This is a genomic window from Pedobacter vanadiisoli, from assembly GCF_042684385.1.
GTDB classification, from domain to species: Bacteria; Bacteroidota; Bacteroidia; order Sphingobacteriales; family Sphingobacteriaceae; genus Pedobacter; species Pedobacter vanadiisoli.
Window position 1 is genome coordinate 473,033 of sequence record NZ_JBHULL010000003.1, and the last position, 15,105, is coordinate 488,137.

At 41.4% G+C, this 15,105-nt stretch carries 8 protein-coding genes; 7 read left to right on the forward strand and 1 reads right to left on the reverse strand.

Features of this window, described 5'->3' with window-relative positions; genetic code table 11:
• Window positions 1-138 precede the first annotated feature (138 nt).
• The gene (locus tag ACFSR6_RS03105) at window positions 139-2,901 is read left to right on the forward strand and encodes a DUF5695 domain-containing protein (RefSeq protein WP_379074782.1); all 2,763 of its coding nucleotides are present in this window, start codon (window positions 139-141) and stop codon (window positions 2,899-2,901) included.
• A 959-nt stretch (window positions 2,902-3,860) separates the two neighbouring features.
• Here ACFSR6_RS03105 and ACFSR6_RS03110 read toward each other — a convergent pair.
• Window positions 3,861-6,227, reverse strand: coding sequence for a beta-L-arabinofuranosidase domain-containing protein (locus ACFSR6_RS03110; RefSeq protein WP_379074785.1), 2,367 nt, complete (start codon window positions 6,225-6,227; stop codon window positions 3,861-3,863).
• Window positions 6,228-6,473: 246 nt separating this feature from the next.
• Here ACFSR6_RS03110 and ACFSR6_RS03115 point away from each other — a divergent pair, with 246 nt between their 5' ends.
• From ACFSR6_RS03115 to ACFSR6_RS03140, 6 genes are all read left to right on the forward strand, one after another.
• Complete coding sequence (locus ACFSR6_RS03115) at window positions 6,474-7,871, forward strand: aminopeptidase P family protein (protein WP_379074788.1); 1,398 nt, start codon at window positions 6,474-6,476, stop codon at window positions 7,869-7,871.
• A gap of 328 nt (window positions 7,872-8,199) precedes the next feature.
• Window positions 8,200-9,876 carry a M1 family metallopeptidase gene (locus ACFSR6_RS03120; RefSeq protein WP_379074791.1) on the forward strand — a complete coding sequence of 559 codons (1,677 nt, stop codon included), beginning with the start codon at window positions 8,200-8,202 and terminating at the stop codon, window positions 9,874-9,876.
• A gap of 321 nt (window positions 9,877-10,197) precedes the next feature.
• Window positions 10,198-11,115, forward strand: a complete 918-nt coding sequence (locus tag ACFSR6_RS03125; RefSeq protein WP_379074794.1) for a dihydrodipicolinate synthase family protein — start codon at window positions 10,198-10,200, stop codon at window positions 11,113-11,115.
• Between the two features lie 14 nt (window positions 11,116-11,129).
• Window positions 11,130-12,716 (forward strand): aldehyde dehydrogenase (NADP(+)), encoded by a 1,587-nt coding sequence (locus tag ACFSR6_RS03130; protein WP_379074797.1) that lies wholly within the window; start codon window positions 11,130-11,132, stop codon window positions 12,714-12,716.
• The gene (locus ACFSR6_RS03135; protein ID WP_379074801.1) at window positions 12,709-13,710 is read left to right on the forward strand and encodes a 4-hydroxyproline epimerase; all 1,002 of its coding nucleotides are present in this window, start codon (window positions 12,709-12,711) and stop codon (window positions 13,708-13,710) included. The genes ACFSR6_RS03130 and ACFSR6_RS03135 overlap by 8 nt, the downstream gene beginning before the upstream one ends.
• Before the next feature lie 39 nt (window positions 13,711-13,749).
• Complete coding sequence (locus ACFSR6_RS03140; RefSeq protein WP_379074804.1) at window positions 13,750-14,991, forward strand: NAD(P)/FAD-dependent oxidoreductase; 1,242 nt, start codon at window positions 13,750-13,752, stop codon at window positions 14,989-14,991.
• The last annotated feature ends 114 nt before the right edge of the window (window positions 14,992-15,105 follow it).

Genomic DNA, 15,105 nt, shown 5'->3' on the forward strand with positions numbered 1-15,105 from the left:
GATAGCAGGATTAGTACCTGAACTTCCCATAAATACACCAATTCTTTACCGATTTTGCGCTATTTTAAACTTCGGCACCTGCTTTATCTTTTAAATTTTATTTTTGATAAACGGGATACCCAAACCTGCTTTATCGTTATGATTATAGAACCGAATAAGAAAAGAGCCATATCCATAATAACTTTTAAAGCAATATTTTGCTGTGTTTTAACTTTTATAAATGTTGAGGTCATTATGGCTCAATCGCCATGGATTGCTTTGAGTAAAAAACCGTCTACTTTGGGTTTGGAAAATGGCTTTTCGACTTACAATGCAGGAGCATTTAATCTAAAACTTGTTAACTCATCACAAACGGTAGCAGGTCTTCAACCTAAAATGGTTAAAGATTTCGATTTTGTGCCCAGCGATAGTTTAAAAGTACGCAGTTCAGATGGTTTGTACCATTTGGGCGATATCAACTTAAAATTGCGCTACATTGGCGAAGAAACCTGGAAAAGCTATAGCACTGCAGCAAAAAGAAGTCCTGTTAAAAATATTCAAGGTAAAAATATACTCGCTGCGGCCGATCTTGCTGCAACGCTTCCGGCTGATATCCCCTTGGAGGTTAAACGGATCTGGGAAATGTTAAACGGAAAACTGGTTTTGCGCTTCGAACTGAAAAACAAGACAGATAAGAATGTTGAAATTGGGGCCCTCGGTATCCCGATGATTTTTGATAATATTTTAGAAGGTCGCACATTAGAGCAAACCCATGCCAAAAATGTATTTTACGATCCCTACATTGGAAAAGATGCTGGTTATTTACAAGTTACGCGCTTAAGTGGGCATGCACCTTCTCTGCTGGTTACACCACTGGGGCACACACCGTTTGAGGCTTACAATCCGCTTAATGACGACCGGACACCAAGAGGGATTGCCTTTGAAGGTTTTTACGAATGGATGGTGTACAGTAAAGCTTATGCCGAAAACGAATGGAAAAATGCTGAGCAATGGAACACGCCAACTTCAACCTTTTTAAAACCTGGCGAAAGCCGCAGTTATGCCCTTCAGTTTATCCTCTCAGGTACTGCAAAAGACATTGAAAGCAAATTGATCGAAAATAAGCGACCGGTAGCCATATCTGTTCCAGGCTATGTATTGCCTAAAGATGTAGAAGGGAAATTGTTTCTTAACTATCCCAAAAAGATTAAATCCATTCAGGTTCAACCTCAAAATGCGCTGAAAATAGCCGCATCAGGCTCAACCAAAAAAGGCTGGAAAAGTTACTTGATAAAGGGCAATACATGGGGAAGGGCAAGATTATCCATTACCTATGAGGATGGGTTGGAGCAGAGTATCAATTATAAAGTAATTGAATCCGAAAGTGATGTAATTGCAAATTATGGTAATTTTTTAACAAGCAGGCAGTGGTTTAACCAGGCCGATCCTGTTTTTAAAAGAACCCCTTCTGTAATTACCTACGACAATGAAAAACAGCAGCAGGTAACACAGGATAGCCGGGCCTGGATTGCAGGTTTGAGCGATGAAGGTGGCGCAGGCTCGTGGTTAGGGGCAATAATGAAGCAGTTGGTACAACCCAAAAAAGAAGAAGTTGATAAACTGAAACAATTTGTAGACAGTGTAATGTTCGGGAGAATACAGCTTAATAGCGGTCCTCAGAAATATGGTGTAAAAAAGAGCCTGTTTTATTACGCTCCCGATTCGCTCCCTAAAGGTACTTATGCCGCAGATATCAATTTTAAAACATGGGCTGCATGGCCAAAAAAAGAAGCTGATAACCTGGGCAGGTCTTATAACTACCCGCATGTTGCGGCAGCCCATTGGGTACTATACCGGCTGGCACGTAATTATAGTGGGCTCGTAGAGGAGCAAAGCTGGAAACAACACCTTATCGATGCGGCTGAAACAGGTATGGCCATGGTTAACATCGCGCCTTATTATGCACAGTTCGGCCAGATGGAAGGGACGGTATTTTATCTCATCTTAAACGACCTTAAAAACGAAGGTTTAACAGAAGAAGCAACCAGGCTGGAAAATGAAATGAAAAAGCGTGCCAATCACTGGCGCTCTTTACAATATCCATTTGGTAGTGAGATGCCTTGGGATTCTACAGGTCAAGAAGAAGTTTATGTGTGGTCGAACTATTTTGGCTACCAGGACAAAGCAAAAGTAACACTCGACGCCATCTTGGCCTATATGCCTGTAGTACCGCATTGGGCCTACAATGGTAACGCCCGAAGATATTGGGATTTTCTTTATGGAGGTAAACTTTCGCGGATCGAACGGATGATTCATCATTACGGTTCAGCGCTCAATGCCATACCTCTGTTAATGGATTATCGTAAAAATCCAGGCGATTTCTATCTATTGCGTGCCGGTTACGGCGGTTTGTTGGGGGCAATCTCCAATATTACTCCTGAAGGTTTTGCACCTGCAGCATTTCATGCTTATCCATCAACCCTGAAAAACGATGGCATTACCGGCGATTATGGATCTGGCTTTTTTGGTTATGCAGTTAATACATCATCATACCTATTACAACATCCTGAATTTGGTTGGCTGGCTTTTGGTGGTAACCTGACTAAAACAGGCAATATTATTAATCTTAAATTAACTACGGCAGCAAAATCGTCTGTTTACATTGCGCCTGCTGGACTTTGGATTAGCCTTGATGCCGGAACTGTTGATGAGGTAGATTATAATGTGATAAACGGTGAAATTCGCTTAAAGCTAGGTAAAGCAACAGGGTATTTACCTAATGCCATGTTGCGGTTATCGCAGCCTGCAAAAGTTAATGGGGTTGGTGTTTATTCCGTAAAAGGCAAAAGTATGGCGAGTAGAGGAGGGTACGGATTCCCATTAGCAAAAAGTCATAACACTGAAATTATTCTTCAAAGATAATATCAATTCATCTCTGTCTTGGCCTCGTGAAGTAAAATTTACGGGGCTTTTTTATGAAACATTATTTTGATATTCAGTTAAATATAGATTTTATTTATACTTCATATTTGATTATGTTTTTGTAATTATCTTAAATTGAGTTGATTAATATTTTTAGTTTTATTTTCTCGGACTTATTGATAAGTATTTTTGTAATAAAAACGAGTTTAATTAAATCTTTATTTTTACTTTAAGTAATTGTGTCAATTTATTTTCAATCAGTAAACTATATTTTAATAAATATTCTTTGCAGCGTTCAGAATGACAACTGTTATAGACACATTACAAATGTGAATTTCAATAATCCGCGTTACAAACGCGGACTATATTTAATCCAGTGCTTCTGTGTTTCCGTGGCTAAAAATTATCAGGGCTGTTTACAAACTTTCACTCGTCCTCGTTTGTAACGAGGATGAGTAGGAATGGCGATTTTATCGCCCATCATGCAACTGTTATGGCCACATTATAAATGTGAATTTCAATAATCCGCGTTATAAACGCGGATTCTGCTTCATTCCGTGTCTTCTGTGTTTTCGTGGTTAAAATTATCAGGGCTATTTGCGAACTTTCCATCGTCCTCGTTTGTAACGATGATGAAGGAGAATGGCGATTTTATCGCCCATCATGCAACAGTGATCACCACATTACAAATGTGAATTTCAATAATCCGCGTTACAAACGCGGATTCTGCTTCATTCCGTGTCTTCTGTGTTTTCGTGGTTAAAATTATCAGGTTTGTTTACAAACTTTCACTCGTCCTCGTTTGTAACGAGGATGAAGGAGAATGGCGATTTTATCGCCCATCATGCAACTGTTATAGCCACATTACAAATGTGAATTTCAATAATCCGCGTTATAAACGCGGATTCTGCTTCATTACATGTGTTCCGTGTTTCTGTGGGCTAAATTATCAGGGCTATTTACAAACTTTCCTTAATTACCCTTACGCCATAAATTGGGCCTGCACTATTTTTTGCTTTAGGGAATAGTTTTACGGTTACTTTATTTTTGCCTTTAGTCAGTTCAACCGGGATTTTATAAGAGATGTCGTAAAAACGACTTTCTTTATATTTGTTCAGGTCTTCTGTAGCAATATTTATCCCATCAACCAGCACATCAAAATTGCGGCCGCGGTTATCCATGCCCCAGTAAGAAGCAATGATGGTATTCTGCAAAGCTGGATCTACCTTAACCTCAAATTGCAAGAAACCATTTTCGCCGGCAACACGCCACTTGCTGCCATGGTCTTCGCCCATATATTCTTTGGCAGCAGTAAAATTATGATCACGTTCCGGCTGCATTTCTCCAAACCTGAATACATCAGTGGTTTTATCTTCCAGTTCTTTCTGTTTACGCTTTTGCTCATCGTATATTTTTTGCTGTACCGTCCATTTTTCTGGGGTAAATACATCCCAGTAAACGCTGTAATACTGATTTTTGGTTTGGTAAAATGGAACCAGGGTAACATCTTGAGGTTGTGCAATATTTTGAGTTTTAAATTGCAGTTCATTTTTATTCACTACACTCAACCAATCTTTAGGGTCGTTGTTCGCACTCACAAATACCGGAATACCTTTCACCGGATCGGGTTCGGTAATTCCCAGTACACCCGCCAAAAGCACTGGCCCATAGAAAACCGCCCTGCGATCAGCATTATCTGGCATAGCTTCTGTATACAGTTTTTCGGGGGTCACATAAGTTATTTTGTCGTTGTTTTTCCAGTTACGGGTAATTACGTAATAACCCGCTTCATCTGGTGTAATTTTTTGTAACTGCCCGTTAACGGCAATGGTGGTTCCGGTAGCCCATTTTGGCTTTCTTACCCGGATGGAAAATGTTGAAAGTTTGGTTAAACTAACCGTTAAACTCGTCTGATCTCCTGCAGGTAAAGCCGTTTGTTGGGTAATTTTTATTCCTTTTTCTTTCCAGTCAAGAACTGAGGGGATAAAAAGATTCACGTACAAACTACCATCGCTTCCCCTCGAATAAATGCTTTCATTGTATTTAACATGATTTTCCATACCGGTACCTACACAGCAGGTAAAGGTGTTGAATTTATCGCTGTACTCTTTTTTTCCACCCATGCGCAGCGGTACAAAATAACAGGTCATGCCGTCGTCATGATTTTGCGAAGCCAGTATATGATTATAAAGCGCTTTTTCATAATAATCGAACAACTCGGCCGATGGCTTTTCTGCAAAGAGATGCCCAGTGAGTTTGAGCATGTTATAGGTGTTGCAGGTTTCGGTGGTATTTTCTGTCAGTTTATCATTCAGTTTATCTGGCTCACTCAGGTATTCATAATTACTGTTGCCCCCCGTTACATAAGAATGGTGGTAAACAACAGTTTTCCAAAAGAAATTGGCAATGGTTTGATCCCTTTGATCGCCTGTAATTTCGTAGCGTCTGGCACTGGCAATAATTTTAGGGATCTGTGTGTTAGAATGTTTTCCCGGAAGAATATCTGTTTGCTGGGCCAACGGATCGAGTATGCGTTTATCGTAAAACTTGTAAGATAAATCGAGGTATTTCTTCTCCCCCGTAATAGCGTAGAGGTTAACTAAAGTCTCTGCCATGCCTCCGTATTCACAGAACAGCATTTTTTGTAAAAGCCCGTCATTTAAGCCTCCAATAGTGGTTCCTGTCCAATCGGCCAATGCCACGCATGCACTTAATGCTTTTTTATTGTTGGTGTACAGGTAGGCATCGAGCAAACCAGCCATAATTTTATGTACCGTATACCATGGTGCCCAGCCACCGTTCAGGTCAAACCCACCGGTTTTAACATTGCCTTTTGCCAGTTCGCCCCAAATTTTGTCTTCATTGGCGAAGGCGCCTAAATAACCGTTTTTTCGGGCTTTCTGGCATTCAACCAATTCATCTACTATATAATCTGCTTTTTTTAGAAAAAGAGGATTTCTGCTTGAAGCATATTGCATAGATATGGCAGAGAGGTAATGCCCAAGAGAGTGTCCGGCCAAACCATCACCTTCCCATCCACCATAAATCTTAGCCTTTGGCGTTAAACCGGCATTTTTTCTGAAACCAGATAATAAACGGTCGGCATCAATAACCGATAAGTAAGCTTCATCAGCTTTCATGGCCTTTTTAAAGGTACTTTCAAGCAGGCTTACCTGCGAAAGATCAAAAGCATAAGCTTTAATCGGCGTGGTGTTTTTAATCTTTATGCGGCTATCGTTAAAATGAGGGACATAGTTTTGGGCATTGGCATTTAAAGCAAAAAAGAGTATGCAGCTAAGCAGGCTTTTACCAAGGTGATTATTCATAGTGGCTAAGTTATTTAGGGATATTTTTACCGTTTAAAATTATGAAATTATAAAGCGGGTAAAAACCCGATAATTTGCCGTTATTGTGCAGATTTTACCTTTCTTTTTCGTTAAGATGAAATTTATTGTGATTTTTATGCCAGATGCATGACTTATTATTTGCAGATACCCCTCATATTTTAGCCATTGCATTTAATTGTTATTGAATAAAATTAGCTTTTGAGATATTTGCCTAACAGAAAAGATATGTTTGAAAAGAAAGTTTACATCCAAAGAAGAGCCGCGTTAAAATCAAAGATAAATTCGGGAATATTACTCTTTTTAGGTAATGAAGAGAGTCCGATGAATTATAAGGACAATGCTTACCATTTTAGGCAGGATAGTACCTTTTTATATTATTTTGGGATCAGTGAGCCATCGTTAGCGGCTATTATCGACCTGGATGAAGATCAGATAATCCTTTTCGGTGATGAAATGGGGATTGATGATATTGTGTGGATGGGCAGGCAGAAAACGCTTGAAGAGAAAAGCCTGGATGCCGGCCTCACCAAAGTTTTGCCTTTAGCAGAATTAGATACTTATTTAAAGCGATACCTGGATAAAAAGCGTCAGATTCATTTCCTGCCCCCTTACCGTGCTGAGAATAAAATTAAATTGGCCAGTTGGCTTTACCTGCCAATCGATCAGCTTAAAGAAAAAGCATCGCTTGATTTTATTAAGGCTGTGGTTGCACAGCGCTCGGTTAAATCAGCAGAAGAAATTGAAGAGTTAGACCGTGCAGCAGTGATATCTGCCGATATTCATTTAATGGTGATGCAGCAGGCAAAACCAGGAATATATGAACGCGAACTTGCCGCTAAAATTCAGGGTGCAGCATTAGCTTCTGGCGGTAACCTGGCCTATCCGGTTATTTTGACGGTTCGCGGCGAAATTTTGCACAACCATTACCATGGTAACCAGCTCCGGGATGGTCAGTTGGTTTTAAACGACTCCGGTGTTGAGACTGCCTTGGGCTATGCCGGCGATCTTACCCGTACTTTTCCGGTAGGTAAGAAATTTAGTGCCGAACAAAAAGACGTTTATGATATCGTGCTTAACGCCTATACCCAGGCTAAAAACCTGCTGGCACCGGGTGTCAGGTATTTAGATGTGCATTTAACTGCATGTAAAGTGCTGGCACAGGGCTTAAAAGATATAGGCCTGATGAAAGGCAATATAGATGACGCTGTGCAGGCTGGTGCACATGCGATGTTCTTTCAATGTGGCACAGGGCATATGATGGGATTGGATGTACATGACATGGAAGATTTAGGCGAGCAATACGTAGGTTATACCGATGAACTGACTAAAAATACCACCCAGTTTGGATTGAAATCGTTAAGGCTGGGTAAAGCACTCGAAGAAGGTTATGTATTAACGGTAGAACCAGGTGTCTATATCATCCCTGAACTGATAGACCGTTGGAAAGCTGCTAACCAGTTTGCTGAATTTATTAACTACGATAAATTGGAGCAGTTCAGAAACTTTAGCGGAATCAGGGTTGAAGACGATTTTTTGGTTACTGAGAACGGAAGCCGGATGCTGGGAAAACATTTGGCCTTAAGTACGGAAGAAATTGAAGCGATCAGAAGCGAAGCTTATTAGTAAGGGCGGCTTTTGTTGTAACAGCTTGTTTTTTTATTTTGAAGCGCAGGGTCTATCGCTCTTTTTAAAGGAAGTTCCTGCCATCCGCTTTATCCCGATGGAAAATCGGGATGCCCGCTGCTGTCAGGGCTAAAAACCCTGGCCTAAAGCACAGAACGGGAAACGGAGTGTTTAGCACAAGCAGACGTTAAATAAACCTGATAGAACGGATGCTCCCGATTCTTCATCGGAGCAGGAGGGATAGCAGGACTGCCATAACCGATGAAAAACTAAAACTGCTTTTCCAATTATTAGCAGACCGTTACAATAAGATAACCCGCAAAAAGATATGAAAAAATTAATACGTATATCCTTAATAGTCAGTTTTGCACTATCCAGCCCGGTACTTTTTGCGCAGTCGCCAAAAAAGGTTTACACTTTAGCCGATACCTTAAGGGGAAGCTTAAATACCGAACGTACCTGGTGGGATGTACAGCGCTATGAACTTTCAGTTAAGCCCGATTATAATGATAAAAGTATAACAGGCTCAAATAAAATTGTATACAAAGTTGTGCAGCATAATAACGGTAATACGCGTATGCAGATTGATTTGCAGGAGCCGTTGATTATTGACAGCGTTTTATATAACGGAACCAACAAGTTAAAATTTGAGCATGTTGGCAGTGTTTGGTATGTACATGTTCCGGCGCAAAAATTAGCTGCGCACAACAACGTAAATATTTTTTACCATGGAAAAGTACACCAGGCCAAAAGGGCCCCTTGGGATGGTGGTTTTATTTTTACTACCGATTCGCTCGCACGTCCGTGGATGACAGTTGCCTGCCAGGGTTTGGGGGCTTCAGTATGGTACCCAAATAAAGACCATCAAAGTGATGAGCCTGATAGGGGCGCTTCTTTAACCATGACCGTTCCGGATACTTTGATAGCCGTAGGTAACGGGCGCCTGGTATTTAAAAAAGATAACCACGATGGTACCACAACCTATCAGTACAATGTTAAAAATCCGATCAGTAATTATTGTATTATCCCGTATATAGGTAAGTACGTTAATTTTAAGGAGAAATATGCAGGAGAAAAAGGTGCACTTGATGTGAATTATTGGGTGCTTGATTACAATTACCCCAAGGCGAAAACCTATATGCCCGATCAGGTACATAAAATGATGAAAAGCATGGAATATTGGTTTGGCCCTTATCCTTTTTACGAAGATGGCTATCAGTTGATTGATGCTTCGCATACCGGAATGGAACATCAATCGGCAGTGTCTTATGGCAACGGTTATAAGTTTGGTTATAGAGGTAGGGATATGTCTGGCAATGGCTGGGGTTTGAAGTGGGATTTTATCATTATTCACGAAAGTGGGCACGAATGGTTTGGCAATAACATTACTACCAACGATTTGGCCGATATGTGGGTGCACGAAGGATTCACCAATTACAGCGAAACACTTTTTGTAGATTATATTTTTGGTAGCCATGCCGGGAATGAATACAATTTTGGAATTAGGAAAGGTATTAAAAATGATACGCCTATTATCCCTGACTACGGCGTAAATGCACAGGGCAGTGGTGATATGTACCCTAAGGGTGGGAACATGTTGCATGCCATCAGGCACAGTTTAAATAACGATGCATTGTTCAGGTCGATACTTCGCGGCCTTAACCAAACTTTTTATCATCAAACTGTAACGACCCAACAGATAGAAAGTTACATTTCCAAAAAAGCAGGATACGATTTTTCGAAGGTTTTTGACCAATACCTTCGCACCACCCAAATACCTGTATTCCAATATTACCTTAAAGATGGAAAAGCATTTTACCGTTACCATGATTGCATTAAAGGATTTAATCTGCCATTAACTTTAAAAAAGGAGGCCATCAAAACGATTAAAATTATACCTTCGCAAAGCTGGCAACAGGTTATTTTAGCGAAAGGGCAGGAGGCTTTATTTACAAAGACCGGTATCGAATTTATGTATTACCTAAAGGTAGAAAATACAAAATAGAGTTTACCGTTAGGAGCACTTATCTAATTGCCTTTAAGGTCTTTACTTAATAGTGCAATTTCCGTGCAGCACTAGGTTATAGCCTTGTTTTTTTGTGCGTTCAGGCGGCATAATATACCGGTTAGCGGCATATTTCATTGTTTTTCAACTGGTGCATTTTCGGTCGGTATTGGTTAAAATACAATAACATTAGCTTGTGCTTATCACCTAAATTTGAACATGCATTTAACAGGTTTGTTAGATATAAATCCAAATTAAGGGTATTTTGGATAATTAACTTAAAAAAGCATATCAATCATCATATTAAAATTATAAGATTAAATGAGTATTAAATGGACCGGGGTTTTCCCTGCTGTAACTACAAAATTTACAGCAAACGATGAGTTAGATTTTCCGGCTTTCGATTTAAATATCGAAGCGCAATTAGAAGCAGGTGCCGAAGGGATTATTTTAGGTGGATCGCTTGGCGAAGCCAGTGTACTAAGCGATGAAGAGAAGTTTGGTCTGTTATCGCATACCTTAACCCTGGTAAATGGCCGGGTACCGGTTTTACTGAACATAGCAGAATCAACCACAAAAAAAGCTATTGAAGTAGCTAAAAAAGCCGAATCGTTGGGTGCACAAGGTTTAATGTTATTGCCACCTATGCGTTATAATGCGGCTCCAGACGAAACTTTGGCTTTTTTTGGCGCAATTGCAGAAAGTACGAGCCTGCCAATTATGATTTACAACAACCCTGTTGATTATAAAATCGAAGTAACCTTAGATATGTTTGAGGTTTTAACCAAATACGATAATATACAGGCGATAAAAGAATCGACCAGGGATGTTTCAAATGTAACCCGTTTGATCAACCGTTTTGGCGACCGTTTCAAAATCTTTACCGGTGTAGATCCATTAGCCATGGAAAGTCTGGTAATGGGGGCACATGGATGGGTTGCAGGTTTGGTTGATGCTTTTCCTAAAGAAACCGTAGCCATTTTCAGATTGGTTAAACAAAACCGCATTGCAGAAGCATTGGAAATTTACCGTTGGTTCTTGCCGGTATTGGAACTGGATATTCACCCTAAATTGGTGCAGTACATTAAGCTTGCAGAGGTAGCCACCGGATTGGGTACAGAAGCCGTTCGTGCACCGCGTTTACCGGTAAGTGGCGCAGAAAGAGAGAAAGTGTTAAAAATCATTAACGATGCATTGGCTGTTCGTCCGGAATTACCTGAAGGTAGCTGGGGCAAATAGTTTAAAAACCAAATATGAACGGGAAAAATATTATAGCAAACACTTATGTAGAAGTTAGTGGAAGAAGCCTTAAAGCAGTTAATCCCGCAACGGGATTAACGCTTGATGGCGATTTTTTTAAGGCAGACGAGCACTTGGTTGATGAAGCCTTAAAATCTGCAACATTGGCTTTTCAAAGCTATAGAAACCTGAATAAAGATCTAAAAGCAGCTTTTTTAACTGCCATAGCCGATGAAATCGCTAATCTTGGCGAAGAACTGGTAAACAGGGCTTCGGCAGAAAGCGGCTTACCTTTAGCCCGCTTACAGGGCGAACTGGGCCGGACTACCGGTCAGCTAAGGTTGTTTGCCAACCTGGTTGCCGAGGGTTCGTGGGTTGATGCCATTATTGATACTGCGCTGCCTGACAGGCAACCTTTGCCAAGGCCTGATATCAGACGGATGCTGATCCCGATCGGGCCGGTAGTGGTTTTTGGTGCGAGTAATTTTCCGCTTGCTTTTTCAGTTGCAGGTGGCGATACGGCTTCGGCACTAGCTTCGGGTTGCCCGGTAATTGTTAAAGCTCATCCCGCACATTATGGAACCAGTGCCTTGGTAGGTGCTGCCATCGTTAAAGCTGCAGAAAAAACAGGAATGCCCAAGGGCGTTTTCTCTTTATTGTATGATGACGGTTATAGCATTGGAGCTGGCCTGGTTCAGCATCCCTTAACTAAAGCAGTAACGTTTACGGGTTCGTTTAAAGGCGGAATGGCTTTGATCAACCTTGCTCAACAGCGCGAACAACCTATTCCCGTTTTTGCAGAAATGGGAAGCATCAACCCGGTAATTTTTCTTCCGCTAGCCTTAGAAAACCAGGCAGAAGAACTGGCTAAAAAATATGCTGCTTCCATTACATTGGGTGCGGGACAGTTTTGTACCAATCCGGGTTTGCTGTTAGCGGTTCAATCGCCGGCACTCGAAAACTTTAAGGCTGTTTTAAGTGAAGCAATTGCTGCTGTTCCTTCAGCAACCATGCTAACCGAGGGTATTGCAGGTAATTACGATAAACTTTCTACTGAAATTGTAGGTGAAGAAGGAGTAGAGATAATTGCTGTTTCTGATCTGAATAATAAGGAATTAAAAAATCAATCAACAGCCAAGCTTGCTCAGGTAAGTGCAGCTGACTTTATCAGTAATCCAAAACTCCGTGAAGAAATTTTCGGGCCATATTCTTTATTGGTGGTAGCCAACAATGTTGCGGAACTTGAAAAAACGATCGAAGTATTGGAAGGGCAGCTCACCGTAACCTTAATGGCTGCAAAACAGGAACTTCAGCATTACCAGGCGCTAGTGAATAAGCTGACGGATAAAACCGGAAGAATCATACTGAATGGAGTGCCTACAGGTGTGGAAGTTTGTGCAGCCATGCAACACGGCGGGCCATTTCCTGCTACCAACGATAGCCGTTTTACATCGGTTGGTTCTACTGCGATCAATCGTTTTGTAAGACCATTGGCTTATCAGGATTGGGAACAGGAATTATTGCCGGATGAATTGAAAGATGGAAATCCATTGGGTATTTTCAGAACGGTAAATCAAAAATTAACGAAATCTCATGAGTAAAACTTTTTTTTGCGTAGACGCACATACCTGCGGAAATCCGGTTAGGTTGGTTGCAGGTGGCGGACCTCAGCTTATCGGCTCGAACATGAGCGAAAAGCGCCAGCATTTTTTGAAAGAATTCGATTGGATTCGAACCGGTTTAATGTTCGAACCACGCGGACACGACATGATGTCTGGCAGTATCCTTTACCCGCCCCACGATCCGGCTAATGACGTGGCCGTACTGTTTATCGAAACCAGTGGCTGCCTCCCAATGTGCGGTCACGGTACTATCGGTACCATTACCATTGCTGTTGAAGAAGGGCTCATCCAGCCGAAAATACCGGGGGTAATCAGGATGGAAGCCCCGGCCGGACTGGTATTGATTGAATATAAACAGGAAGGTAAAAAGGTTAAATCGGTTAAACTGAAAAACGTAGCTTCTTATCTGGCTGCCGAAAATCTTCAGGTAGAGTGCCCTGATTTGGGAACGCTTACTTTTGATGTGGCTTATGGTGGAAATTTCTACGCCATTGTAGATCCGCAGGAAAATTTTCCAGGTCTTGAAAACTATACCGCTGCGCAACTGGTTACCTGGAGCCAGACCATCAGAAAGCGAATTAACGAACAATATACTTTTGTTCATCCACAGGATGCTACCATAAATGGCTGCAGCCACATACTGTGGACAGGAAAAACAATAGACCCTAATTCAACTGCCAGGAATGCCGTTTTTTATGGCGATAAGGCCATTGACCGGTCGCCTTGCGGAACGGGTACCTCAGCACGCCTGGCACAGTGGTTTGCTAAAGGGAAACTAAAACAGGGAGAGGATTTTGTTCATGAAAGTTTTATTGGCAGCAAGTTTATTGGAAGAGTAGAAGAAGTTGTAGACCTGAACGGAATCAAAGCCATAATACCAAGTGTAGAGGGCTGGGCAAAAGTTTATGGCTACAATACCATCAAAATCGACGCCGAAGATGATCCGTATGCTTATGGATTTCAGGTGATTTAATAGGGTTTTAAAATAATATCAGCAGTATAAATTAAAATAATGTCGAAAGTATTAATTATAGGTGGGGGAATTGTAGGCCTGACTTCAGCGTATTACCTGCAGAAAAGGGGCTACGAAATAACAATTTTGGATAAAGGAGATATTACCGACAACTGCTCATTTGGTAATGCAGGGATGATTGTGCCAAGCCATTTTGTGCCTTTGGCTGCACCTGGCATGATAAAACAAGGAATCCGCTGGATGTTCGACAGTAAAAGTCCCTTTTATGTTCGTCCGTCTTTAAATGTTAACCTCATTAACTGGGGGCTGAAGTTTATGACACATGCCACGGCAAAACATGTAAGCCAATCGGCAGTACCGCTACGCGATTTATCGTTACTGAGCAAAAAGCTATACGAAGGTTTGGCAAAGGAGCCTGATTTCGATTTCGAATTGACGAATAATGGTATTCTGGCATTTTATAAAACAGAAAAAGCAGGAGAAGAAGAAGCGCACCTGGCCGCAAAAGCAGTTGAACTGGGCCTGGATATGGCGGTACTATCTGCTGATGAATGCCGTGCATTACAACCCGATTTAAAATTAGATGTTTTAGGCGCTGTGCATTACCGCTGCGATGCCCACCTTTATCCAACAAAATTGATGGATGCCTTGCTTAAGTATTTAGTAAACAATGGTGTTAAGATAGAACGTGGCAAAGAGGTTGATAGAATTGAAACGGCAGGCAATCGCATTACAAAGGTTTTTACAGGTAATATCGCCTGGGAAGCCGATCAGTATGTTTTGGCAACCGGTTCTTGGTCACCTGCTGTGGCAAAAATGGCCGGGGTTAAAATATCTTTAATGCCTGGTAAAGGTTATTCTTTTATGGAGCCGGAACCTCAGCAGCGTTTAACCATTCCGGCACTGCTTTGCGAAGCCAGGGTGGCCATAACGCCAATGAACGGCCAGATCAGGTATGGTGGTACCATGGAGTTAGATAAGATTAACACCCGCATTAATATGGAAAGGGTTAAAGGGATCGTAGAATCGGTTCCGGCCTATTTCCCCGACTTAAAACCGGCAGTTCCTTCAGAAAAAGATATCTGGTATGGTTTCCGGCCATCATCGCCCGATGGTTTGCCATACATTGGCCGAAGCGAAAAAAGAGAAAACCTCATCATCGCTACCGGACACGGTATGATGGGTTTAAGTTTAGGCCCGGCAACAGGTTTACTGGTTAGCCAGATTGTTTCAGGTATCGCTACTGATCTGAAAATGGAGCCTTATGCAGTAATGAGGTAATACACCTTGTTAGTCGGGATTTGTAATCCCGACTTCACTATTTTTGATTCTTTCCAGTGGATTAAAAATCCACAATACATTGCGCCGGATTATAAATCCAGACCAGCAAATCGG